Raw genomic sequence first — 23,052 nt, 5'->3', positions numbered from 1 at the left:
CGTGAGGATGGTGAGGATATGAATCATAACGACTATGTAAAAGCGGCATACCGCTCTATTCTGCGCAGTGACTTCGCTGAGGCCATCACTTTGTTCGAAGCGGCCATTGCGGCCAGTCCGGATGATGCTGAGGTAAGGTACCGCTGCTCTATCACCTATGCCCGCAGCGGAATGCTGGAGAAGGCTCTTGAACACGCTATAGCAGCGCGCAAACTGGATGATTCCAAACCGGAGTATGAGCTGCACCTCCAGCATTTGCAGGCGCTGCAGCTGGTGCAGGAAGCGAAACGGCTGCTGGAGGATGAGGCGGCGGTACCGGTGAATCCATACCGTCCGGTTACCTTGCTCAAAGAAGCGGTATCGCTTGACCCCTTATATGGGGATGCTTATGTATGGCTGGCTATTGCACACAGCCGGATGAACGAGCATCTGCAGGCCATAGCTGTACTGAAAGAAGTGATGTCGCTGCATCCGGATGATACCGGTCTGCGTCAACTGATGAAGGATCTGCAGAAATCACTGCAAAAATATATACAATAATATCAGAGCCAGGGAAAGCGAGGAGGAATTCATTTGAGCGACAAGATCAGGGTTATTGTCTCCGGAGCCGGAGGGAGAATGGGCAAAGAAGTTGTGAAGCTGGTGCTGCAGGATGATGAACTGGAGCTGGCTGCAGCTGTCGACCGCTCTGCGGGCGACAGCGATGCCGGCCGGATGGTTGGCCTTGAGGATAGTGGTGTTCGGGTTACTTCGGACCTGGAGGCAGCTCTTGCAGGAGCTGCTGCAGATGTGCTGGTGGACTTTACCATTCCGCAATCTGCCTACAGCAATACTGCCCTGGCTATTAAATATGGCGTTCGTCCGGTGATCGGGACTACAGGATTTACGCCTGAACAGATCGCCGAGCTGGACAAGCAATGCCAGGATCAGGAAATCGGTGGACTCATTGCACCGAACTTCTCCATCGGAGCCATTCTTCTAATGAAATTTGCGGCTCAGGCTGCCAAATATTTCCCGCACCTGGAAATAATCGAGTATCATGGAGACCAGAAGCTGGATGCGCCGTCAGGAACAGCCATTAAGACGGCTGAGATGATCTCTGAGGCACGGCAGGAGCTTCGCCAGGGGCACCCTGGGGAAGAAGAGATTATTGAGGGGGCGCGCGGCGGTTACTATAACGGGTTCCGGATTCATAGCGTACGTCTTCCCGGTGTTTTTGCCCAGGAGGAAGTGGTGTTCGGCGGGTTTGGACAGTCGCTTAAGATCCGCCATGATTCATACGAGCGTGCCGGGTATATGCCTGGAGTCAAGATGGGAATCCAGAAGGTGATGGGATATACCGGTTTGATTTACGGATTTGAGCATTTTATAGAATAGACGGGGGAGAGCAACATGTTAAAAATCGCATTTATCGCACATGACCGCAAAAAAGATGAGATGGTGAATTTCGTAACCGCCTATGAGCATGTATTTGAAGGGCATCAGTTATATTCCACCGGAACGACCGGACAACGGATTATGGAAGCAACCAAACTTGTCATTCACCGCTATATGTCCGGCCCGCTGGGCGGAGATCAGCAGATTGGCTCCATGGTGGCGACGGATGAGCTTGATTTAATTATTTTCCTGCGTGATCCGCTGATGGCACAGCCGCATGAACCGGATATCACGGCGCTGCTCCGCCTGTGTGATGTATATGGAATCCCGGTGGCTACCAATATTGCCACAGCGGAAATTCTGGTAAAGGCAATCGACCGCGGAGATTTCGGCTGGCGCGAGCTGGTACATAAATACAAACCGGGTGTGGATGAATAATGAAACTCGACATTCTGGTATTCGGTGCTCATGCCGATGATGCGGAGATCGGCATGGCGGGAACCATCGCCAAACATACGGCTGCCGGCTTCAAAGTGGGGATGTGTGATCTGACACAGGCGGAAATGTCTTCGAACGGTACGGTGGAGCTCCGTAAACTTGAGGCTCAGCAGGCTGCAGACGTGTTGGGGGCTGCGGTGCGTACGAACCTGGGACTTCCTGACAGGGGGCTCTATATGACAGAGCACTATCTGGCGGCAGTGACTGCGGAAATCCGCCGCTATGCCCCTTCCATAGTGTTCGCCCCTTACTGGGAGGACAGGCACCCGGATCATATCGCCTGCAGCAAGCTGGTGGAAGAAGCCGTATTTAACGCCAAGCTGCGTAAGTATATGCCGGACATGCCTTCTATCCCTGAACCGCAATTATATTTCTACTTCATTAACGATCTGGGCCGTACCGATCTGATTATCGATGTATCGGAACAATATCCGCTCAAAGAGCAGGCGTTGTCCTGCTACCGGTCGCAATTTGGCATACTCCCTGGTGAGGATGCTGTGAAGACCCCTTTGACAGAAGGGTATATCGAGCGCGTCCGTTCGAGAGATATGCTGCTCGGACAGCGGAGGCTCATTCCTTATGCAGAAGGGTTCGCCAGCAAGGTGCCGCATACGGTGGATTACTTCCGTGTTGCCGGTAAATAAGGCGCAGATTTGAAAAAGACCGAAAAACAACTATAATAAATCCATGTCATTACTTGAAGTAATAGATTGATGTAAAATGAAGGGGCGGAGCTATGGACCGGCTTAAAATAGGCATCACTTGTTATCCGTCTCTTGGCGGCTCGGGCGTAGTGGCAACTGAACTGGGCAAGCTTTTGGCCGAGAAGGGCCACGAGGTCCACTTTATTACACACAGCATCCCGTTCCGGCTGGGAACGTTTCAAAAAAATATATTTTATCATGAGGTAGAGGTTAACGATTATTATGTGTTCCGTTACCCGCCTTATGATCTGGCGCTGGCGACCAAGATGGCTCAGGTAGCCAAGATGCAGAAGCTGGATCTGTTCCATGTGCATTATGCGGTGCCGCATGCCGTCTGTGCTTTTCTGGCCAAGCAGATCCTGGGCAACGACATAAAAGTGGTTACGACCCTGCACGGCACGGATATTACGGTACTGGGCCAGGATGAATCCCTGAAGGATCTGATCCGCCTGGGCATTAACGAGAGTGACGCGGTGACTGCCGTCTCCCAGGATCTCATCAAGGAGACTCGTAAGGCGCTTGATATTACACGGGAGATTGATCTGACCTATAATTTCGTGGACAAACGGGTGTATTATCCCCGTGATGTAACGGACCTGCGCGGCGACTTCGCTGCTCCGGATGAAAAAATCCTGATGCATATCAGCAACTTCCGTCCGGTTAAAAGGGTAAGTGATGTGGTGGATGTATTCGCGAAGGTGAATAAACATCTGCCTTCACGTCTTCTTCTGGTGGGGGAAGGGCCTGATCTGCCGAAGATCCAGGCCAAAATCAGCGAGATGGGCCTGGATGACAAAGTGCGGTTTCTGGGTAAGCAGGATGAAATTGCCCAGGTGATTTCACTGGCTGATCTGCTGCTGCTCCCTTCAGAGAAGGAGAGCTTCGGGCTCGTTGCCCTGGAGGCGATGGCTTGCGGCGTTCCGACCATCGGGTCCCAGACCGGCGGGATTCCAGAGCTGATTCAGCATGGCAAAACCGGATTCCTCGCGCCGGTCGGAGATACTCAGGCGATGGCTGACTATGCGGTTCAACTGCTCTCGGACGATGCGATGGCAGAAAGCTTCAGATGCGCCTGTCTGCAACGGGCCTGTCATGATTTCAGCAGAGATATGATTACGAATCAATATGAAGATATATATTACCGCGTGCTTGGACGCAAGGTACTCGGATTGGATCATATCCGGGGGTAAGGAGCAGGGCATGGAATGGACAATGGCATCATCCGGCATGGCGGAAGCCGCCGGCACCGTCATCACCGGTCTGCTGGCGGGCGGGCATGAAGCTTATTTCGTGGGCGGCTGCCTGCGCGATGAACTGCTGGGCAGACCGGTGCATGACATGGATCTGACCACCTCTGCTCTGCCGGAGGCGGTTATGGCCCTGTTTCCGCGCTGTGTTCCTACCGGGCTGGCTCATGGCACGGTAACTGTGCTGCAGAATGGTTATAGCTTTGAAGTTACGACGTACCGGACGGAGAGCGGCTATGCCGATCACCGCCGTCCGGAGCACGTCTTTTTTGTGAGTGATGTGAAGGAGGACCTCCGCCGCCGCGATTTCACGATCAACGCCATGTGCACCGGGCTTAATGGTGTGCTGATTGATCCCTTTGGCGGGGAGCGGGATCTGCAGCTCCGCCGTATCCGCTGTGTGGGCCAGGCGGAGGAACGCTTCGGCGAGGATGCGCTGCGGATGCTGCGCTGTGTGCGCTTCGCCTCCGTTCTTGATTTCGCTATCGCCAAGAATACGTGGCGCGGCCTGATGCGCCAGCGGGATAAGCTGGCGCATATTGCTGTGGAGCGGGTGCGCGCGGAGGTCGAGCGCATCGTAGAGGGCCCGCATCCGCAGCGCGGGCTGGCCCTCCTGCTGCGCAGCGGTCTGCTGCCGCGCGGCAAAGCGCCGTTCCCGTGGACCGGCAATGACCTGGCGGCAGCCGCCGCCCGTACAGCCGGTCTGGAGAACCTGCAGGACGCCCGCCTGCGGTGGGCGCTCCTGCTGCATGCCCTGGGCTCGTCCGCCGCTGCGGCGGATGAGCTCCTGCGGGCATGGACGTTCCCGGGGACGACGCGGGTAAGCGTCGTCGCCGTGCTGCGCGTCCGCGAAGCCTGGGACGCGGCGCTGTCTTCGGTGGCACCGGAGGCTCCGGGTGCCACCGAAGGCCTGCGGCGGCGGTGGATCGCCGCCGTGCTGGCCCATGGCCAGTCAGCCGCCGAAGGGTGGCTGACACTGCTTGCGGCGGCTGAGGATGCCGCCGCGGGGCCTGTCCCTGCGCCGGATCTGGCGCAGGGCTTAGCGGGCGCGGCGCTAGCCAGTCGTGCCCCCGGCCAAGCCAGCCCCTCCGCCGATGCGCCTGCCCGGCCAGCCCCCGGCGAAGCCAGCCCCTCCGCCGATGCGCCTGCCCGGCCAGCCCCCGGCACAGCCAGCACACAAGCCCGGCTTCTGCGCTCCTGGACCGCAGCTATGCCGCTCCGCAGTCTTGCGGAGCTGGCGGTGACGGGCCACGAGCTGGCAGAATTGCTGCAGAAGCAGCCCGGGCCATGGCTTGGCGTGCTGCTGAACAAGCTGCTGCTGGCAGCAGCTGCCGGCGACACTGCGAATGACAAACAATTATTGCTGCAGGAAGCACAAAGGATGGATAGAGATGAAGAGTGATGATACGCTGCCGTCCGGCCATATGAAGCGGGAGACCTTTGTTTCAAGCTGGCCTGGCGAAATCGTACGGATGGATTCGGTGGCGTCTACACAAGAGGAGGCCAAGAAGCTGGCCGAGAACGGTGCCCCTGAGGGCACCGCGATTATGGCCGAGGAGCAGACCGGCGGCCGGGGCAGAATGGGCCGCAAGTGGCATTCCCCGCGCGGCAAGGGAATCTGGATGAGCCTGGTGCTGCGTCCGAATCTCCCGCTGTCCCTGACCCCGCAGCTGACTCTGCTGGCAGGTGTAGCTGTCTGCACGGCGATCCGTGAGGTTACCGGGGTTCCTGCCGGCATCAAGTGGCCTAATGATCTGCTGGCCGGCGGACGCAAAATTTGCGGCATTCTGCTTGAATCCTCACTTAGGGAAGGCGGCCTTCATTACTGTATCGCCGGAATCGGCATTGCCGTTAATTTGACCCGTGAAGATTACCCTTCTGAACTGCAGGAGGTGGGAACCTCCCTGCTGATTGAAGGGGGCGGCATTCCCGTTGACCGTACTAGGCTTGCGGAAGCGGTGCTGGCTGAGCTCGAATTTCTGTACATTCAATACATAGAGCAGGGCTTCCGGCCTATTCGGGAGCTCTGGGAGTCGATGTCGGTTACGCTGGGCCGCAAGGTGTGTGTGAATACGCCGCAAGGCCGCACCGAAGCCACGGCCGTTGGTCTGGATGACAACGGAGGACTGCGGCTGCGCAATAGCGCAGGTGAGATTACCAGCGTGCTGTCAGGGGAAATCGAAATGATCTGAGCGTCAAGACATGCCGCCTTATGTCATATTTTTAGGTGTAATTGTCTGCAGATTTTGTTATAATAGCCTCAGAGGCGGCATCGCTATGGCGAGCTGTACTTAAGCAACTGAATTTTTATAGAATTGTTTTACCGGATTTACCTTCATAACTGTATGTAACGGTTACGTTGGATTCTGCTCTGAGCCGTAAGGACCGAGACAGAAGGGACGATCGCGAGTGACTCTTTTTTGCCCTTCGGACCTTTTTAGCGGACCATGCTAAAAGGTTTTTTTGTTTGCGCGGTAACGCGTATTTTATGGAAAAGGGGAATGAGAGCTAATGGCTGAGAAACATCCGCTGAATATTATCAAAATGAAAAAAATGAAAACGGAAGGTGTGCCGCTGAGCATGCTGACCGCTTATGACTATCCATCAGCCCTGCTCGCCGAGGAGGCAGGTGTCGACCTGATTCTGGTAGGCGACTCGCTCGGGAATGTCGTGCTTGGTTACGATACCACCCTGCCGGTTACCATAGACGATATGGTCTACCATACCCGTTCGGTGAAGCGCGGGGCGCAGAACACATTTATCATCGCGGATATGCCTTTTATGACCTATCACGGAAGTGTGGATGAGACCTTGCGCGGGGTGCGCAGGCTGATGCAGGAAGGCCAGGCCCATGCCGTCAAAATGGAAGGCGGCCTTGAAATCTGCAATGCGGTCTCCGCTGTAGTTGCCGCCGGCGTGCCTGTTCTCGGACATATCGGCTTGACTCCGCAATCGGTGAATATGATCGGCGGCTACCGGATCCAGGGCAAGGATGCCAAGGATGCACAGCGGCTGATCGATGAAGCGAAGGCGCTTGAAGCTGCCGGAGCCTTCGGTATCGTGCTTGAACTGGTGACGGAAGAAGTGGCCGCAGCCATCTCCAAAGCAATCAGTATTCCGACCATCGGTATTGGCGCTGGCCGCTATTGTGACGGTCAGGTCCTGGTCTTCCATGATGTGCTGCGCTATGCCTCCCCTTACCGGGAGAAACGGTTTGTCAAAACCTATGCCGATGTCGGCAGTCTGATCCGTGAAGGCATCAGCAGCTATGTACGGGAAGTGAAAGACCGCTCCTTCCCGGCAGAGGAACATGTGTTTAATGCGGATGAAACGGTACTGGAATCCCTATACGGCGGTACCGGCAAAGGAGCGAAATAAGATGAGAGTAGTCAGAACGATTGCACAGATGCGTGAAGCGCTGGAATATATGCGTCAAGGCGGCCATGGGCCGGTCGGTTTTGTACCTACCATGGGTTATCTGCATGAAGGCCATGCCAGCCTGCTGCGCGCAGCAGGTGAGAAGAGCGGCACAGTGGTGATGAGTATATTTGTCAATCCGCTGCAGTTTGGCCCTAATGAGGATTTCGCTTCCTATCCCCGCGATGAGCAGCGTGATCTGGCGCTTGCTGAACGCGAGGGTGCGGATATTGTATTTATACCTAGTGTCGAGGAAATGTATCCCCAGCCGATCCGCACGGGAGTATCGGTATCTTCACTTACTACACAGCTCTGCGGAGCTTCGCGTCCGGGACATTTTGACGGAGTGACTACGGTGGTCAGCAAGCTGTTCAATATTGTACAGCCGGATTATGCCTTCTTCGGGTTGAAGGATGCCCAGCAGGTAGCTGTTCTCCGCCGGATGGTAGCGGACCTGAATATGAATGTTGAAATTATCGCCTGCCCGATCGTGCGGGAAGAAGACGGACTGGCTCTCAGTTCACGCAATGTATATCTGAGCGCTGAAGAACGCAGACAGGCACTGGTGTTGTCCCGTTCCCTGCGCGAAGTCCGCCAGGCATTGGAAGACGGCAAGGTGAGAACAGTGAATGAGGCGCGGGAGATGCTGGTTTCGGTTATTGCTGAATCCCCGCTTGCGGTCATCGATTACGCGGAAATCCTGACTTTCCCGGATCTGGAGAGCCTGGAAGGCGGCAGTAAGCTGAGTGCTGCCGGCGGAGAGGTGATTATGGCACTTGCTGTGAAATTTGGCAGAACCCGCCTGATCGACAATAATGTATTTATTCCCAAGGAGGCTCACGCTCTTGTTTAGACATATGATGAAATCCAAAATTCACCGTGCTACCGTCACCGAAGCCAATTTGAATTATGTCGGCAGCATTACCATAGATGAGAATCTGATGGAAGCCGCGGATTTGCTGGAGAACGAGAAAGTGCAAATCGTGGATAACAACAATGGTTCCCGGCTGGAAACCTATGTAATCCCGGGCCCGCGCGGCAGCGGCGTTATTTGTCTGAACGGTGCAGCCGCTCGCCTCGTGCAGCCGGGGGATACCGTTATCATCATTTCCTACGCGATGCTGTCATCCGAAGAATTGGCGGACCATAAGCCGACTGTTGTATTTGTAGATGCCGACAATCAGCCGGTGAAGCTGGCGGATCATGAGATTCACGCGACGATTGCCTAAATCCCGCTGTTTGAGCCATGTAATCAATGGCAGGGATGAAGACACCCCGACTTGTGAAAAATGAAGTCAGGCAAGCTTAAGCTGACTTCATTATCAGTAAGGGTGGGATGTCCGGTGTTTCAACATTTATTTGCTGAGATGAACAAGATGCTGCAGGAGATCAGTGCTGACTATCCTACTGCGGAGGGTGCCCGCCGCAACGACCTTTTATCCAAATATAATATGCTCCACAGGATCAGCGATGATGTAATGGATGAATGGCTGGCCTTTGCTGAGAAGCTTAGCCAGTTCCGCGATCAGGCAGATTTTCAGCCACAGCCGGAGCAGGAAATCCCTGAGGAGGAAGCGCCAGAGCTTGCTATGGATGCTTTTGTCAGGGGTCAGGGGTATTATAAGCTGCTTATGTACCGCAAATGTATTGAGCAGTTCAAGGAAGTCACTGCACGGCATCCGGACAGTCTGGCTGCCCGGCTGTATCTGGCCATGGCTAATCTGCAGGAGGGTGAAGGGGAGACGGCATGGGGGCATCTGAATCATATGCTCGGCCTCATCCGTGAAGCGAAGCTGAAGGCGATGATTTATAATGCGCTTGGCTGCATCAGAGCTTCTCAGGAACGTTTTAATGAAGCTAGTGAGCTGTTCAGTCTTTCTCTGCTGCATGATCCCGCTCTTCCTGAGCCGAACGTTAACCTGGAGGTTTGCCGCAAGCGGGGCGGGAAGCTTCAGTTCGGACAACAGCTGGTCTCGCTTTTATAATTAATATTCATCCATTCAAGCGATGTGGCCCTGCTTCACCAGGGTGTGCATCGCCTTTTTTCGTAACTTCTGTTATGCTGATAAAGAGTCTCAAGTGAAAGGGAATAGAACTTATAATGAAATTTGCCGTGCTTGATTTTGAAACTACGGGAACCCAATCTGTGGGAGAGATCATCCAGGTTGGCCTTGCCATTATAGAGGAAGACAGGTCCATCTCCCGGGTGTATGGTTCCTATGTCAAGCCCGGAGCACCCATTCCTCCTTTTATTACGGGCTTGACCGGAATTACAGACAGTGATGTGCAGGATGCGCCGGAACTTGATGAGATGATGATGGAACTGGTGCCGCTGCTCGATGATGTTGTGCTGGTTGGACATAATGTGGCGTTTGATTTTCATTTCTTGCAGAATGCGCTGGACCGCTGTGGTTATTTGCCGTTTCAGGGCCGGATTCTGGATACGATCGATTTTCTCAAAATATGCTTTCCCTCGCTGACTACCTATCAGCTTGGGTCCGTGAGCAGCCATTTCGGCCTTACGCATGAGCGTCCCCATCAGGCGGACAGTGATGCCCTCGCGACTGCGCTTGTGCTGCTGAAATGTCTGGAGGAGCTGGACAGCCTGCCTCTCCTGACCATCCAGCGGCTTAATGAGCTATTCGCCGATGAAGATAGTGACCTGGCCTGGTATTTCGACGGTCTGCTGCGTGAGCGCGAAATGGAGACCTTCCAGCCGGAAGGGGAGCTGACCTTCTACCGCCAGCTGGCCCTTGCTGTAGGCGACTGGGCAGAGCTGGCTCCTCCCCGGGAGGAAGGATCTGACAACCCTCTGCAGAATATTACCTTCAGGGAGTATATGGAAGAGGTAACCAAGCGCCTGAAGGATACCTTGCCGCAGTATGAGAGCCGTGAAGCCCAGGAACTGATGATCCAGGAGGTCATGACGGCGCTTGATCAGGATAAGCATCTGCTGATTGAAGCAGGAACCGGCACCGGCAAATCGCTGGGCTATCTCCTTCCAGCCATATATCACAGTGTGCGCAGTAATCAGAAGGTCATGGTCAGCACGCATACGATCAATCTTCAGGATCAGCTGCGTGAGCGCGACATCCCTCTTTTGACGAGTGTTGTGCCCTTCCCGTTCAAGGCAGCGATCTTTAAGGGGAGAGGTCACTATCTGTGTCTCCGCAAGTTTGAACATAGAATGAATAAAAGGGACTTCACAAGTCCCAGGGAAGAAGCGCTTACGGCCGCCCAGATGATGGTCTGGCTGACCCAGACGGAGACTGGCGATGATGAAGAGCTGAACTTAAGCGGACGCGGCGGTGATTTCTGGGAGACCGTAGCCAGTGATACCGACTCTTGTCTGGGACGCTCATGCCCATGGTTCCGGAAATGTTATTATCACCGGGCCAAGCATGAAGCCGGTATTTCCGATGTGGTGGTGACCAACCACTCCAAGTTATTCGCAGATGTTAAGGCCGGGCATCAGCTGCTTCCGGCTTACGAGCATCTCGTAATTGATGAGGCTCATCATCTGGAGGACATTGCCGGCAAACATCTCGGAATGCAGATGAAATATTTTACCGTGGCGCATACGCTCACCCGTCTGTACAAGGACAGCCGGAGCGGACAGCTGCCGGCCTTGCGCCAGACCCTGCAATCGTCCGGCAGTGAGCAGGCTTCGGAATGGAGCGGCGTTATCGACCGGATCTATCCGGATCTGCTTACTGTCAAGGAGTCCTGGGATACGCTCAGCGACAAGCTCTTCGGCTTGCTGCCTGAACGCAGCGATGCCGGAGCCGGTGAAGCCGGCCAACTGGTCGTACGCCTGCAGCCGGGCAAGAAGCCCAAAGAGTGGGAGGAGCTGGCCGCTCTGGAGAATACACTCCATCTCAGCTTGAGCGATATCATCCGCAAGGGTGATAAAATGCTCAGTGAGATGCGTGATACGGACAGTCAGTCCTCTTCGGACAGTCTTGTGACGGATATCGGCGGGTTGTTCAAGGACCTGGCCTCCATCCGGGAGCAGATCCGTTTCTTTATGGGACTGAATGACGAGAATATCGTGTACTGGCTGGAGGGGAGCGGCAATTACCGCGGCAAGTCGCTGCAGATGTATGCCGTTCCGGTGGATGTGAGCACTCAGCTCAGGGAACTGTTCTTCGATAAGAAGAAGAGTATCATCCTGACATCGGCTACCTTGTCTGTGGATAAGTCATTCCAGTTCATGATCGATAATCTCGGTCTTGGTGAGGCTGCAGAGCAGGGACGTCTACAGACAGCTCTGCTTCCGTCACCGTTCAAATACCGTGAGCAGGCACTGCTTGTCATTCCACGTGACTTCCCTAGTGTCAAGGGAAGCATTGGGGATGCCCGCTTTGTGGACACACTGGTTCATTCTCTGGCAGAAACTGCTGTGGCTACCCGCGGGCGGATGCTGGTGCTGTTCACCTCCTACAAGATGCTGCGCCAGGTCTATGATCCGCTCAAAGAAGCCCTGACTTCGCAGGATATCGCTGTGCTTGGACAAGGCGTAGAAGGCGGTAGCCGGAGCAAGCTGATCCGTCGGTTCCAGGACAGCTCGGCGTCAGTCTTACTGGGGACGAGCAGCTTCTGGGAAGGTGTAGACATTCCCGGGGATGCTTTGACCTGTCTGGCTATTGTCAGACTGCCGTTCCAGCCGCCCAATCATCCGCTGGCTGAAGCGAAGTCTGAGCTGCTTCAGGCACAGAAGAAGAATCCGTTCATGAAGCTGTCCGTCCCGCAGGCCGTAATCCGCTTCAAGCAAGGCTTCGGGCGGTTGGTACGCACCGCGCAGGACCGCGGAATCGTTATTGTATATGATACCAGGGTAATCGAATCTTATTATGGGAAGTATTTCCTGTATTCGCTGCCCGGACCCAAGATGGAGCATATGCTGACGGATCAGATCGTTCCGCGGATTGCAGAATGGCTTGAAGATGGCGGGGTTTAATAATCCGTCGGCGGCTGATATTATGTATAAGTAATTATTGTTCTGAAGTCCCGCGCTCCACGGCTCCTGCCTAAACGGGCAGGCCTGGAGCACGGTTCCTATAATCGGCTTAACAGCAGTGAAGCTTGATCAAGCAGCATATGCTTTCAAAACAAGCGTATGCTTACGAAGCAAGTTTTGCGAAGTCATTCAAGAAGTATATGCTATCAAAACTTTTAGGAGGAGAAAACATGAAATCGGATAAAATATCGGAGGCCGTCGTTCGCAGACTCCCAGTGTACCTGCGTTTCCTGAACGATCTCCAAAAACGTGAAATCTCAACAGTTTCTTCTCAGGAGCTGGGACAGAAGCTTGATCTCAACCCCGCCCAGATCCGCAAGGACCTGGCTTATTTTGGTGATTTTGGCAGAAAGGGCATTGGTTATGATGTCTCTTATCTGATTGAGAAGATCCGGCATATTCTGAAGCTGGACCAGCAGATTAATGTAGCTCTTGTAGGTGCAGGTAATCTCGGCCACGCCTTGTCGAATTACAATGCCTACTTGAAGGATACGATGAAGATTACAGCTGTATTTGATGCTTATGAGCCTAAGGTAGGCCAGCAGATCAACTCGTTGACTGTCCAGCCGATGAGTGAGCTGGGGGATACCATCCGTGCACAGGGCATCCGCATTGGGATTATTACCGTTCCGGACAGTGAAGCACAGAACGTTGCTGACATTCTGGTGGATTCGGGTATTGAGGCGATCCTGAATTTTGCTCCTGTAATTCTTAAGACTCCATCCAATATCCGGATTCATGCCGCCGATTTCACTACGGATTTGCAGAGTCTGGCTTATTATTTGCATGACGGAAAGGACGAAGCTGAAGATGAGCAGCAATAAAACCATTATTAAAGACGGCCGTTTTCTGGTTCCTGGCAGCGATAAGCCGGTGCTGAGCGGTTATATGACCATCGAAAATGATCTGATTACTTACATAGGTGAAGCGAAGCCTGTAATTGAAGAGGATGCCGAGGTTATTGACGGTAGCCGGCTGCTGTTCATGCCGGGTCTCGTCAACACCCACGGCCATGCGGCGATGTCGCTGCTGCGCGGCTACGGCGATGATATGGTGCTGCAGGCTTGGCTGCAGGAAAAAATGTGGCCGATGGAAGAGAAATTCACCGGTGAAGATGTATACTGGGGCACCTCACTATCCGTTCTTGAGATGCTGAAGGGCGGCACTACGACCTTCCTCGATATGTATGATCATATGGACCGGGTTGCTGAGGTTACGGAGCAGTCAGGCATCCGTGCAGTACTTATGCGCGGTGTTATTGGCCTGTGTCCGGAAGAGGTGCAGAACCACAAGCTGGCGGAGGCGATTGCTTTTGCCCGGAACTGGCATGGCAAGGCTGACGGCAGAATTACTGCAATGCTCTCGCCCCATGCGCCTTACACCTGTCCTCCGCAGTTTTTCATGAAGTTTGTTCAGGCGGCACATGATCTTGATCTGCCGATGCACACGCATATGTCCGAAACGCGCCATGAAGTGGAGCAGAATGTGGCCGATTACGGCCTGCGACCGGTCGCGCATCTGGAGAAGCTGGGAATGTTCACCCGGCCGTCCCTGATCGCCCACGGTGTTCATCTGAACGATGAAGAGATTGAGATTCTGGCCCGCCATAATGTTGGCGTATCTCATAATCCCGGCAGCAACCTTAAGCTGGCCAGCGGAGTAGCCCGTGTTCCTGAGCTGCTTAGAGCAGGAGTTAAGGTCTCCCTGGGTACGGACGGCGCGGCAAGCAACAACAATCTGGATATGTTTGAGGAAATGCGGCTGGCCGCGCTGATTCATAAAGGCGTAAGCGGTGATCCAACGGCAGTACCTGCTCCTGAGGCGCTGCTCATGGCGACAGAATATGGTGCACATTCGATTTTCCTGAACCAGGTAGGCCGGCTTGCAGCAGGGATGAAGGCTGACTTCATTGCGATTGATATTGATCAGCCGCATTTGCTGCCGCATACCGACCTCTTGTCCCATGCCGTGTATTCGGCTAGTGCCAAGGATGTGGAACATGTCTGGGTCAACGGTAAACAGATTGTGAAGCACGGACAATGTCTGACACTAGATGAAGAGGCTATCCGCCGCAAAGCGCAGGAAACGTTCGAAGGACTGCTGAAACGGTAATTTAGGTTATTTGGAAAGGAAGCTGCATGTTGAAGAAGAGGAGAAAATGGCTTCCGCTGGGGATTTCCCTGGTTCTGCTCCTTCTGTTCGGACTAAGCCAGTTTTATGCCTACATTATGAAGGATCAGTGGAACGAGCGGAGTGAAGCCAAAGAGATTGCCAGAGCACGGGCTGGCTTAACTGAGGTATCCAAAGCACAGAAATCCGTCTGGGATGAAAATGCGATTTACTGGGTGCTTACCGGAAAAAATGATGCTGGAACCGAGCTGATGGTTTGGGTCCGCTTTACCAAGGAAGGCCAGCCAGCCGGAGGCGAAAATGATTTATATGCGGAGGAGCTCAGCAAAGGGACTTCGGAGGCGCAGATCCGTGATAGTATAGCTGCCCAGCTTCCGGGTATTACGATTAAACGGCTGCTGCCGGGAGTGTATAACGGAGAATATGCCTGGCAGCTGTTCTACAAAAAGGACGGCAGGTTCTATTACAGCTTCTATCGCTTCACAGACGGCAGTGCCATCGGTGAAGGGTATAGCCTGCCCAACCGGTAAGCGGCAGCAAGAATGGACTACAGCAGGAGCGGGGGGACAGTTGAACTGTTCTCCCGCTTTTTTAAATGGTTCTTCAAGGGAGAGAACAATCTATAACCATTCTTGGACTTGTAGCCTACTTGGAGCTATGGCTTAATAATAGGGGAGGAATAGATGAATCCATTTCGATGGCTTGACAGCTGGATAGCATCTCAGTATATGCGATGATACATACCGGATTGTCATATCGGAAGTATTCATTCCCGGCATCTGCTTCAACCATAACTGACATTCAGGAGGATCACGAAGTTGGAAATTCTAGCCTATTTAGATCAGGCGGTAACGTTGTTCAAAGAGGAGCTGGGGACAAATTTGTCCGGGATTTATCTGCACGGTTCGCTGGCGATGGGCTGCTTTCATCCGGATAAAAGTGATATTGATCTGCTGATTGTCATACACGACAAGCTGCCTGTAGAGGTCAGCCGGAAACTGGCCAAGAAAGTGATAGCTTATCACGACAGTCTGCCTAACCAGCGCGGGATTGAGCTAACTGTTGTACTGAAGCAATACCTGAAGAACTTTGTACATCCTACTCCTTTTGAGTTTCATTTCTCGGACTTTCATCTGGACCGGTACAGAAAGGATGAGCATTATCTGTGCGGCGGTTATGAGGATAGAGATCTTGCGGCTCAATTTGCCGTAGTCTATCAGCGGGGATTTATTTTGTACGGCGAACCTATCCGCGATGCGTTTCTGCCGGTGGACCGGCAATATTACCTGGATTCTATCCTTGGTGATATTGGGGATGCAGCTCAGCAAATCATAGATTCTCCAGTGTACTACACACTGAATTTGTGCCGGGTGCTGTATTTTGTGCGGGAAGAAGCTGTGTCTTCCAAAAAGGAAGGCGGGGAGTGGGGCCTGCAGCATTTGCCGGCTAAATATCACGGATTGCTTAAGCAATGCCTGGATGAATATAGCGGAGGGATAAGCGGCGGCGGATATGATCATGCGTTATTAATTGATTATGCAGAATACATGGCCGGCGAAATCAGACAGCATCAAGCTAAAGTGTAAATTCAAACTATCGCTGAGTGAAGCGGACTGAGAAGCCCCTATTTCTTCTAAAAAGCTTATTTTGGCATCAAAGCGGACTGAGATTCTGTTATCTTGTTCATTTGAGCCTGAAATGGGTTGTAATCGGTCAATTAACGGAACCTGAGTCCGCTGGGCCCGCAAATCCGCCTAATCTGCACAATTAACGGAACCTGAGTCCGCACCAGCGGCAGACGGATAATGGAAGCGACGACCCTCACAAAGAGGGTAAAGCCGCTTCAGCTTTGGTCCTGGAGGAATTAATGCGACTCCTAAGTCCATGTCATACAAAAAGAGAGCGCCACAGGCATATATATTGCCTAGAGGGCGCTCTTTTTCTGTTACCCTTACCAGCAAAGCTAAATCTGTCCACATGTATTGCCGATAAGAAAGATAATCTACTGGATCATCCAGAAATTAGAATCAAAAATTTTAAATATATTCACACTTTTATGTAAAATGGTATATACACTTATGATATACTACTACTTGTATCAAGACATGCTTAAGAGCATGTCAGTCTCGGAAGGGCGCTAGACACGCTAGTTTGGTCATTATTATAGATTTATGCTCGGTCATTTTTGAGAGGAGGACGTTTCTTGAAACTGCGTCTTATGCCTGTACTGCTAACGTCTCTGCTGTCCGCTGCATTGTTATTCGGTGGCTGGTATTCGTACCGCCAGTTCGCTGTGCAGGAGCCGCTGCAAAAGCTTGTGTCATCCTATGAGGGAGTGAAGGATTCCCATATTAGTATTAAACGCAATGAGGTTACTTTGAAACTTGATTTGCAGCCAGGCACGAAATTACGTGAGCTCGTGCAGTATGTATCCAAAGAGGGCAGCTCAGCTATCAACGGCCGGACGCTCAAATTGGATGTGCAGCAGAACTCCAGCGCTTTGCTGGATGAGTATTGGGATAAAGCCATGTTCTCTGTTGCAGAGGCGATGGAGAGCCGGAAGTATACATTAATACCTGCTAAGCTGGATGGTCTGAAGACGCAAGACAGCAAGTACAGCGGGGTTACAGCAACAACGGAAATTGATGACAACAACGTGTATGTGAGTCTAAGCAACGGTACAGAGAGTAAGTTCATCATTCTGCCGCGTGCGGCGGCTACGATGGGAGTGTGGAACAATGCCTAAGTATTGGAAAGAGGTGCTGGCCGGATTTGTTCCGGTCATGCTGATTTTTATGGTTTTTGTCGGGATTAACATTTTCCCTGTGATTATTGCATTCGGCATGGTCGCTGCCCTCCTGTTTATTGCCCACGCTCGCGGCGGTCTGACGGTAAATGCAGGCGCAGATAAGAAACGTAAGAAGAATGGGCCCTCCAAGCTGACTTTTGAAGAAATCGGCGGCCAGGACAACGCTAAGCAGGAATTGCGGGAAGCACTGGACTTTCTGATCCGGCATGAAGAAATCAGCAAATTCGGGATTCGCCCGCTGAAGGGGATTCTGCTGACCGGCCCTCCGGGAACCGGCAAGACGCTGATGGCCAAGGCTGCGGCACATTATACCAACTCAGTTTTTGTGGCTGCATCAGGCAGTGAGTTCGTGGAAATGTATGTCGGTGTCGGCGCCGGACGTGTCCGTGATTTGTTCAAGGATGCCCGTACCCGTGCGCTTAAGGAAAATAAGCAAAGTGCCATTATTTTTATCGATGAGATTGATGTCATCGGCGGCAAGCGTGAAGGCGGACAGCAGCGTGAATACGATCAGACGCTTAATCAGCTGTTGACCGAGATGGACGGGATCTATAACAATGAAACCCCGCGCATTCTGCTGGTAGCAGCAACGAACCGCAAGGAAATGCTGGACTCCGCACTGCTTCGTCCGGGCCGGTTCGACCGTCACATCCATGTGGACATGCCGGACAAGAAAGGCCGCAAGTCGATTCTCGATCTGCATGCCAAGAACAAACCGCTGCATGAAACGGTAAGTCTGGATAAAATCGCCGAGGAAGCTTATGGCTTCTCAGGTGCGCAGCTGGAAAGCGTGATGAACGAAGCGGCGATTTACATGATGCGTGAGAATCTGACCCAGGTAGAGCAGCGTCATCTCTCGATGGCCATTGACAAAGTGATGATGGGTGAGAAGACCGACCGGGAAACGAATCATGAAGAGAAACAGCGGGTAGCGATTCATGAGCTGGGACATGCTATTATGGCTGAACTGCTGCGTCCGGGAAGCGTTAGCCAGGTTACTCTGACTCCGCGTGGACAGGCTCTCGGATATGTAAGACATAATCCGCAGACCGAGCAGTATTTGTACACGAAGGATTATCTGGAGAATCAGATCATGATTGCCCTGGGCGGAGCAGCTGCCGAAGAGATGTATTACGGCGGACGCAGTACCGGTTCACGCGGAGACTTTGACCAGGCGCTGAATATTGTAGAGACGATGATGAAGTCAGGACTCACCTCTCTCGGAATAGCGAATCTGCAAATGGTAACCACTGAAGAGCTGATGAAAGAGAATAGTAAAATTCTGGATGAACTGATGGTCCGCACGAATGACCTGCTCAATAAGCAAAGAAATGTATTTGATTACTCTCTTGACATTTTAATGAAGGAAGAAGTTCTCTCCGGAGAGCAATTTCGTTGTCAATTTCGTGACAGTGTCCTTTTACCGGCATAATTCTTTATGCCGGTTATTTTTTTTTACTTTTCAGACATGCTAAGATATCATTATATGTCGGGCTACATATTTTTTACGACAGACAAGGTACAATACAAAAGTATAGATACCTGAAAGGATGGAGACTTTTAAATGAACTTTAAAAAAATTGGTGTCATCGGCGGTGGCACAATGGGTCAAGGGATTGCTGAAATGCTGGCAGCCAAGGGCCTGGATGTAATGCTGGTGGAGAAAACTGCAGACAGACTGAACTACTCCTACGAAATGATCGAGACCAGTCTCGACAAGCAGCTGGAGAAATGGGCTATTACCCAAGCGGAGAAGAAGCTTATTCTTAGCCGTATCCAGAAAGTAACACATTTCGCTGAACTGAGCTCGTGCGATATGGTCATTGAGACCATCGTTGAAGATCTGGAAGCGAAGCAAAAGGTATTCAATCAGCTCGATCAGGTGTGTCCGAGCCACATTATCCTTGCCAGCAACACGTCAACTTTAAGTTTGACTGAGCTTGCAAGCTCGACAATGTATCCGGAACGCGTAATCGGCATGCACTTCATACATCCTGTAGCGAAGGTTGATCTGGTTGAAATTGTGCGCGGACTGAAAACTTCCGACAGCACTTTTGAAGATACCAAAACTTTTGTTGATGAGATCGTTGAGAAAAAAGGCGTTATGATTTATGAATCCCCCGGATTTGTAAGCTCACGCCTCATTTGCCTGTTCATCAACGAGGCTATGCACGTTCTGCAGGAAGGTGTTGCTTCCCCTGAAGATATTGACGATGCTATGCGTATCGGTTATCAGTTCCAGAACGGGCCGCTTGAAATGGCAGACCGCTTTGGTCTGGACTCCGTCCTTGCCGCACTTGAGAACATGTTCCGCGAATACGGCGAGCTGAAGTATCGTCCTTCAACGATTCTTAAGAAGATGGTACGTGCAGGACAACTGGGTGCGAAATCGGGCGAAGGCTTCTTCAAGTATGACAAGGATGGTGACCGTATATGAATATTTTAGTAATTAACTCCGGCAGCTCTTCATTGAAATACCAGCTGTACAATATGACTGATGAATCTGTACTTGCCAAAGGTCTGGTAGAACGGATCGGAATGGATTCCTCCATTCTGAACCATAAGCCAACCGGCAAACAGGAAGTAACAGAAGTAAGTGAAATTCTTGAACACAACACGGCAATCCGCAAAGTGCTTGCTTGTCTGACTGACAAAGAGCATGGCGTGATTGCTTCCATTAACGAAATCAATGCTGTCGGCCACCGTGTAGTACACGGGGGGGAATTCTTCAAAGCTTCCGCACTTGTGGATGCAGATGCGAAGACAAAGATCCGCCAGCTGTTTGACCTTGCGCCGCTGCATAACCCGGCTGCGATGATGGGGATTACGGCAACTGAAGTGAATATGCCTGGAGTACCGCAGGTTGTTGTATTTGACACTGCCTTCCACCAGACGATGCCAGAGAAGGCTTATATGTATGCTATTCCAAGAGTGCTGTACAACAAATACAAAGTCCGCCGCTACGGCGCACACGGAACTTCCCACGATTTCGTCAGCAAAGCTGCTGCAGATTATCTGGACCGTCCTCTGGGCGAACTTAAGATTATCACTTGCCACATCGGTAACGGTGCCAGCGTAACTGCAGTTGCTGGCGGAGTGTCGGTAGATACTTCCATGGGTATGACTCCGCTTGAAGGCCTGATGATGGGTACACGCAGCGGTGACCTTGACCCGGCAATCGTTCCTTATGTGATGAACAAGGAAGAGCTGTCTGTCGGTGAAGTGAATTCCATGCTGAATAAGCACAGCGGACTGCTGGCTATTTCTGGCGTTAGCAGTGACATGCGTGATATTATTGACGGTGCGGAGAAAGGCGAGCCTAATTCTACGCTTGCTTTTGAAATGTATGAGTACCGTTTGCGTAAATACATCGGCTCTTATGCAGCTGCTATGAACGGCGTAGATGTGATCGTGTTTACTGCCGGTGTGGGCGAGAATGCTTCCCTGCTGCGTGAAAAAGTACTGAACAATCTTACGTTCCTCGGAATCGAACTGGATGCAGAAGCGAACAAGGTTCGCTCCGGCGATCCGCGCCGCATTTCTACGGCTGGTTCCAAGGTTCAGGTGCTTGTGGTTCCGACAAACGAAGAGCTTGTCATTGCACGCGATACTTACAGTATTGTGCAAGGAATTAACGGCTAAATTAGAGGAGAGATCTTAGGCATGGCTAACAAGAGTGTAATCAAGAGCGTGAATGAGCATGTCGGAGAGAGCGTTGTTATCGGCTGTTGGGTTAACAACAAGCGCTCCAGCGGTAAAATTCAGTTCCTGCAGCTTCGGGATGGTACAGGCTATATCCAGGGCGTTGTGGTCAAATCGGAAGTACCTGAGCAGGTCTGGGATGATGCCAAGAGCCTAACTCAGGAAAGCTCGCTGTATGTTACCGGAATTATCCGTGAAGAGCCCCGCAGCCAGTCAGGTTATGAAATGACGGTTACAGGCATAGAGGTATTGCATCTTACTGAGAATTATCCGATTACGCCCAAGGAGCATGGTGTCGACTTCCTAATGGATCATCGTCATCTCTGGCTGCGTTCTTCCAAGCAGCGGGCAGTAATGGTGATTCGTGCAGAGATTATCCGTGCGGTTCAGCAGTTCTTCAATGAGAGTGGATTCACGAAGGTTGACCCGCCGATTCTGACACCAACGTCAGCTGAAGGGACGACCAACCTGTTCCATACGAAGTACTTCGAAGAGGATGCGTACCTGACCCAAAGCGGACAGCTGTACATGGAAGCCGCAGCTATGGCACTTGGACGCGTATATTCCTTCGGACCTACCTTCCGTGCGGAGAAATCCAAAACCCGCCGCCACTTAATCGAGTTCTGGATGATTGAACCGGAGATGGCGTTCACGGATCATGAAGAAAGCCTGCGCGTGCAGGAAGATTTCATCAGCTTTGTGGTACAGTCTGTACTTACGAACTGTCGTGCTGAGCTGGAAGCGGTTGGCCGCGATGTCTCGAAGCTTGAGAACATCAAAGCGCCGTTCCCGCGTATTTCTTACGATGATGCGATCAAGTTCCTGAATGAAAAAGGCTATGAAATCGCCTGGGGCGATGATTTCGGTGCACCTCATGAAACGGCTATTGCCGAAATGAGCGACAAGCCGGTCTTCATTACCCACTATCCGGCTTCGTTCAAAGCCTTCTACATGAAGCCGCATCCTGAGCGTCCAGAAGTGGTGCTGTGCGCGGATATGATCGCTCCTGAAGGCTACGGTGAGATTATCGGCGGATCACAGCGTATCGACGATCCAGCGCTCCTGGAAGCCCGTTTCAAGGAACATAATCTTTCGATGGATACCTACAAATGGTACATGGATCTCCGCACTTACGGTTCCGTTCCTCACTCCGGCTTCGGTCTGGGGCTGGAGCGTACCGTGGCCTGGATTTGCGGTCTGGACCATGTGCGTGAAACGATTGCCTTCCCTCGTACACTGTACCGTCTTTACCCGTAAGGATGGGCAAAGGGGGCTTAAGTATGGACGGAAAAGGATGGAATACCTGGGGCGAAGGCGTAGCCTTCGGCCTGGAGAACGGAATGGCCGTCATTCCTTATGCACTCTTGAAATATTACCGGAAGTTGAATCTGACCGGCAGTGAAGCAATGCTGCTGATTCATCTGCTCTCGTTCCGGCAAGTGGAGGGAATTGATTTCCCATCGCTCGAGGAGCTGCAGGCCGTAACTGGACGCAGTATCTCAGTGATTGCCGGTGAGCTGCAGAAGCTCATGAAGGAAGGATTCATCAGCATCGACGGAGATAACGACGAGCTTCGCGATATCCATTATGAACGCTACAACTTCTCCGGACTGTATGGTAAGCTCGGTGCTTATCTGGCCGAAGTCTCGCAAGAGTATTCGGAGGAGAAGCGAAGCCGAGCTGAGAGTGAGCCTGGTTCCAGAGCTGCTGCCCATTATTCCGGGTCACCTGCTCCGGAGGGCGGTTATGGCCGGCCGGCCGCGCCGGGGGGCACGGAAACCGAGGAGAGCCGCAGTCTGTTCAGTATTTTCGAGAAGGAATTCGGCCGTCCGCTGTCTCCGATGGAATGTGAGTCGATTTCCGGCTGGGTCGATGAGGACAGGTATCCAGAAGAGCTGATTCTGCTTGCACTGAAGGAATCTGTCTTCGCCGGGAAAGTCCATTTCCGCTATATTGACCGCATTCTGCTGGAATGGGCCCGCAACCGGGTGAAGAATGCCCAGGATGTCAAAGCCTATTCCCAGAAATTCCGCAGCGGCGGAAGATGAAATTATAACGTTACCATGCCTGTCATAGAATGAAGTGAATTCAAGGGCACTGCTTTCCAGGGTACACCGGAGACAACCCCGCAGCTTACTGCGGGGTTGT

22 protein-coding genes are annotated in these 23,052 nt (G+C 52.4%); all 22 read left to right on the top strand.

Annotated features, from left to right (window positions below; all coding sequences use genetic code 11):
* Window positions 1–18: 18 nt before the first annotated feature.
* The 22 genes from R50912_RS20950 to R50912_RS20845 all read left to right on the top strand — a co-directional run bounded on the left by R50912_RS20950 (window position 19) and on the right by R50912_RS20845 (window position 22,952).
* Window positions 19–540, top strand: a complete 522-nt coding sequence (locus tag R50912_RS20950) for a tetratricopeptide repeat protein (protein ID WP_042237599.1) — start codon at window positions 19–21, stop codon at window positions 538–540.
* A 33-nt stretch (window positions 541–573) separates the two neighbouring features.
* A complete protein-coding gene (gene dapB, locus R50912_RS20945; protein WP_042237598.1) occupies window positions 574–1,377 on the top strand; it encodes a 4-hydroxy-tetrahydrodipicolinate reductase in 804 nt (267 codons plus the stop codon).
* Window positions 1,378–1,392: 15 nt separating this feature from the next.
* Complete coding sequence (gene mgsA / locus R50912_RS20940) at window positions 1,393–1,815, top strand: methylglyoxal synthase (RefSeq protein WP_039309895.1); 423 nt, start codon at window positions 1,393–1,395, stop codon at window positions 1,813–1,815.
* Window positions 1,815–2,519: a bacillithiol biosynthesis deacetylase BshB1 gene (bshB1, locus tag R50912_RS20935; protein WP_042237595.1), complete on the top strand. Its 705-nt coding sequence runs from the start codon at window positions 1,815–1,817 to the stop codon at window positions 2,517–2,519. The genes mgsA and bshB1 overlap by 1 nt, the downstream gene beginning before the upstream one ends.
* A 92-nt stretch (window positions 2,520–2,611) precedes the next feature.
* Window positions 2,612–3,769 carry an N-acetyl-alpha-D-glucosaminyl L-malate synthase BshA gene (gene bshA, locus R50912_RS20930; protein WP_042237593.1) on the top strand — a complete coding sequence of 386 codons (1,158 nt, stop codon included), beginning with the start codon at window positions 2,612–2,614 and terminating at the stop codon, window positions 3,767–3,769.
* Window positions 3,770–3,779: 10 nt separating this feature from the next.
* Window positions 3,780–5,228, top strand: coding sequence for a CCA tRNA nucleotidyltransferase (locus R50912_RS36240; protein ID WP_052416583.1), 1,449 nt, complete (start codon window positions 3,780–3,782; stop codon window positions 5,226–5,228).
* Window positions 5,218–6,018 carry a biotin--[acetyl-CoA-carboxylase] ligase gene (locus R50912_RS20920; RefSeq protein WP_052416582.1) on the top strand — a complete coding sequence of 267 codons (801 nt, stop codon included), beginning with the start codon at window positions 5,218–5,220 and terminating at the stop codon, window positions 6,016–6,018. The genes R50912_RS36240 and R50912_RS20920 overlap by 11 nt, the downstream gene beginning before the upstream one ends.
* Before the next feature lie 319 nt (window positions 6,019–6,337).
* Complete coding sequence (panB, locus tag R50912_RS20915) at window positions 6,338–7,204, top strand: 3-methyl-2-oxobutanoate hydroxymethyltransferase (protein WP_042237591.1); 867 nt, start codon at window positions 6,338–6,340, stop codon at window positions 7,202–7,204.
* 1 nt (window position 7,205) lies between these two features.
* Window positions 7,206–8,096 (top strand): pantoate--beta-alanine ligase, encoded by an 891-nt coding sequence (gene panC / locus R50912_RS20910; RefSeq protein WP_042237589.1) that lies wholly within the window; start codon window positions 7,206–7,208, stop codon window positions 8,094–8,096.
* Complete coding sequence (gene panD / locus R50912_RS20905; protein ID WP_039308797.1) at window positions 8,089–8,472, top strand: aspartate 1-decarboxylase; 384 nt, start codon at window positions 8,089–8,091, stop codon at window positions 8,470–8,472. Before panC ends, panD begins: the two co-directional genes overlap by 8 nt.
* Window positions 8,473–8,586: 114 nt before the next feature.
* Window positions 8,587–9,228: a tetratricopeptide repeat protein gene (locus tag R50912_RS20900; RefSeq protein WP_042237587.1), complete on the top strand. Its 642-nt coding sequence runs from the start codon at window positions 8,587–8,589 to the stop codon at window positions 9,226–9,228.
* A gap of 116 nt (window positions 9,229–9,344) precedes the next feature.
* A complete protein-coding gene (gene dinG, locus R50912_RS20895) occupies window positions 9,345–12,203 on the top strand; it encodes an ATP-dependent DNA helicase DinG (protein ID WP_042237586.1) in 2,859 nt (952 codons plus the stop codon).
* Window positions 12,204–12,433: 230 nt separating this feature from the next.
* Window positions 12,434–13,087 carry a redox-sensing transcriptional repressor Rex gene (locus R50912_RS20890; protein WP_042237585.1) on the top strand — a complete coding sequence of 218 codons (654 nt, stop codon included), beginning with the start codon at window positions 12,434–12,436 and terminating at the stop codon, window positions 13,085–13,087.
* Window positions 13,074–14,375 carry an amidohydrolase gene (locus tag R50912_RS20885; RefSeq protein ID WP_042237582.1) on the top strand — a complete coding sequence of 434 codons (1,302 nt, stop codon included), beginning with the start codon at window positions 13,074–13,076 and terminating at the stop codon, window positions 14,373–14,375. Before R50912_RS20890 ends, R50912_RS20885 begins: the two co-directional genes overlap by 14 nt.
* Window positions 14,376–14,404: 29 nt before the next feature.
* On the top strand, window positions 14,405–14,923 hold the full coding sequence (locus R50912_RS20880; protein ID WP_042237580.1) for a cell wall elongation regulator TseB-like domain-containing protein: 519 nt from the start codon (window positions 14,405–14,407) through the stop codon (window positions 14,921–14,923).
* Between the two features lie 288 nt (window positions 14,924–15,211).
* The gene (locus R50912_RS20875) at window positions 15,212–15,979 is read left to right on the top strand and encodes an aminoglycoside adenylyltransferase domain-containing protein (protein WP_042237578.1); all 768 of its coding nucleotides are present in this window, start codon (window positions 15,212–15,214) and stop codon (window positions 15,977–15,979) included.
* A gap of 617 nt (window positions 15,980–16,596) precedes the next feature.
* Entirely contained in the window at window positions 16,597–17,139 is a 543-nt protein-coding gene (locus R50912_RS20870; RefSeq protein WP_042237575.1) for a hypothetical protein, read from the top strand.
* Window positions 17,132–18,634, top strand: a complete 1,503-nt coding sequence (locus R50912_RS20865; protein WP_042237574.1) for an AAA family ATPase — start codon at window positions 17,132–17,134, stop codon at window positions 18,632–18,634. The genes R50912_RS20870 and R50912_RS20865 overlap by 8 nt, the downstream gene beginning before the upstream one ends.
* A gap of 132 nt (window positions 18,635–18,766) precedes the next feature.
* On the top strand, window positions 18,767–19,639 hold the full coding sequence (locus tag R50912_RS20860) for a 3-hydroxyacyl-CoA dehydrogenase family protein (protein WP_042237572.1): 873 nt from the start codon (window positions 18,767–18,769) through the stop codon (window positions 19,637–19,639).
* Complete coding sequence (locus R50912_RS20855) at window positions 19,636–20,844, top strand: acetate/propionate family kinase (RefSeq protein WP_042237571.1); 1,209 nt, start codon at window positions 19,636–19,638, stop codon at window positions 20,842–20,844. Before R50912_RS20860 ends, R50912_RS20855 begins: the two co-directional genes overlap by 4 nt.
* Before the next feature lie 21 nt (window positions 20,845–20,865).
* A complete protein-coding gene (asnS, locus tag R50912_RS20850; protein ID WP_042237570.1) occupies window positions 20,866–22,161 on the top strand; it encodes an asparagine--tRNA ligase in 1,296 nt (431 codons plus the stop codon).
* 23 nt (window positions 22,162–22,184) lie between these two features.
* Window positions 22,185–22,952 (top strand): DnaD domain-containing protein, encoded by a 768-nt coding sequence (locus R50912_RS20845; protein ID WP_042237569.1) that lies wholly within the window; start codon window positions 22,185–22,187, stop codon window positions 22,950–22,952.
* Window positions 22,953–23,052 lie beyond the last annotated feature (100 nt).

The organism is Paenibacillus sp. FSL R5-0912 (genome assembly GCF_000758605.1).
Classification (GTDB): Bacteria; Bacillota; Bacilli; order Paenibacillales; family Paenibacillaceae; genus Paenibacillus_AQ.
Note: the sequence above shows the minus strand (reverse complement) of the source record. Positions and strands in the feature narration are given on the sequence as shown.

Coding starts and splice junctions, on each gene's coding strand:
- R50912_RS20950 (WP_042237599.1), top strand. CDS start 19: ATGAATCATAACGACTATGTAAAAGCGGCATACCGCTCTATTCTGCGC.
- mgsA (WP_039309895.1), top strand. CDS start 1,393: ATGTTAAAAATCGCATTTATCGCACATGACCGCAAAAAAGATGAGATG.
- bshB1 (WP_042237595.1), top strand. CDS start 1,815: ATGAAACTCGACATTCTGGTATTCGGTGCTCATGCCGATGATGCGGAG.
- bshA (WP_042237593.1), top strand. CDS start 2,612: ATGGACCGGCTTAAAATAGGCATCACTTGTTATCCGTCTCTTGGCGGC.
- R50912_RS36240 (WP_052416583.1), top strand. CDS start 3,780: ATGGAATGGACAATGGCATCATCCGGCATGGCGGAAGCCGCCGGCACC.
- R50912_RS20920 (WP_052416582.1), top strand. CDS start 5,218: ATGAAGAGTGATGATACGCTGCCGTCCGGCCATATGAAGCGGGAGACC.
- panB (WP_042237591.1), top strand. CDS start 6,338: ATGGCTGAGAAACATCCGCTGAATATTATCAAAATGAAAAAAATGAAA.
- panC (WP_042237589.1), top strand. CDS start 7,206: ATGAGAGTAGTCAGAACGATTGCACAGATGCGTGAAGCGCTGGAATAT.
- dinG (WP_042237586.1), top strand. CDS start 9,345: ATGAAATTTGCCGTGCTTGATTTTGAAACTACGGGAACCCAATCTGTG.
- R50912_RS20890 (WP_042237585.1), top strand. CDS start 12,434: ATGAAATCGGATAAAATATCGGAGGCCGTCGTTCGCAGACTCCCAGTG.
- R50912_RS20885 (WP_042237582.1), top strand. CDS start 13,074: ATGAGCAGCAATAAAACCATTATTAAAGACGGCCGTTTTCTGGTTCCT.
- R50912_RS20865 (WP_042237574.1), top strand. CDS start 17,132: ATGCCTAAGTATTGGAAAGAGGTGCTGGCCGGATTTGTTCCGGTCATG.
- R50912_RS20860 (WP_042237572.1), top strand. CDS start 18,767: ATGAACTTTAAAAAAATTGGTGTCATCGGCGGTGGCACAATGGGTCAA.
- R50912_RS20855 (WP_042237571.1), top strand. CDS start 19,636: ATGAATATTTTAGTAATTAACTCCGGCAGCTCTTCATTGAAATACCAG.
- asnS (WP_042237570.1), top strand. CDS start 20,866: ATGGCTAACAAGAGTGTAATCAAGAGCGTGAATGAGCATGTCGGAGAG.
- R50912_RS20845 (WP_042237569.1), top strand. CDS start 22,185: ATGGACGGAAAAGGATGGAATACCTGGGGCGAAGGCGTAGCCTTCGGC.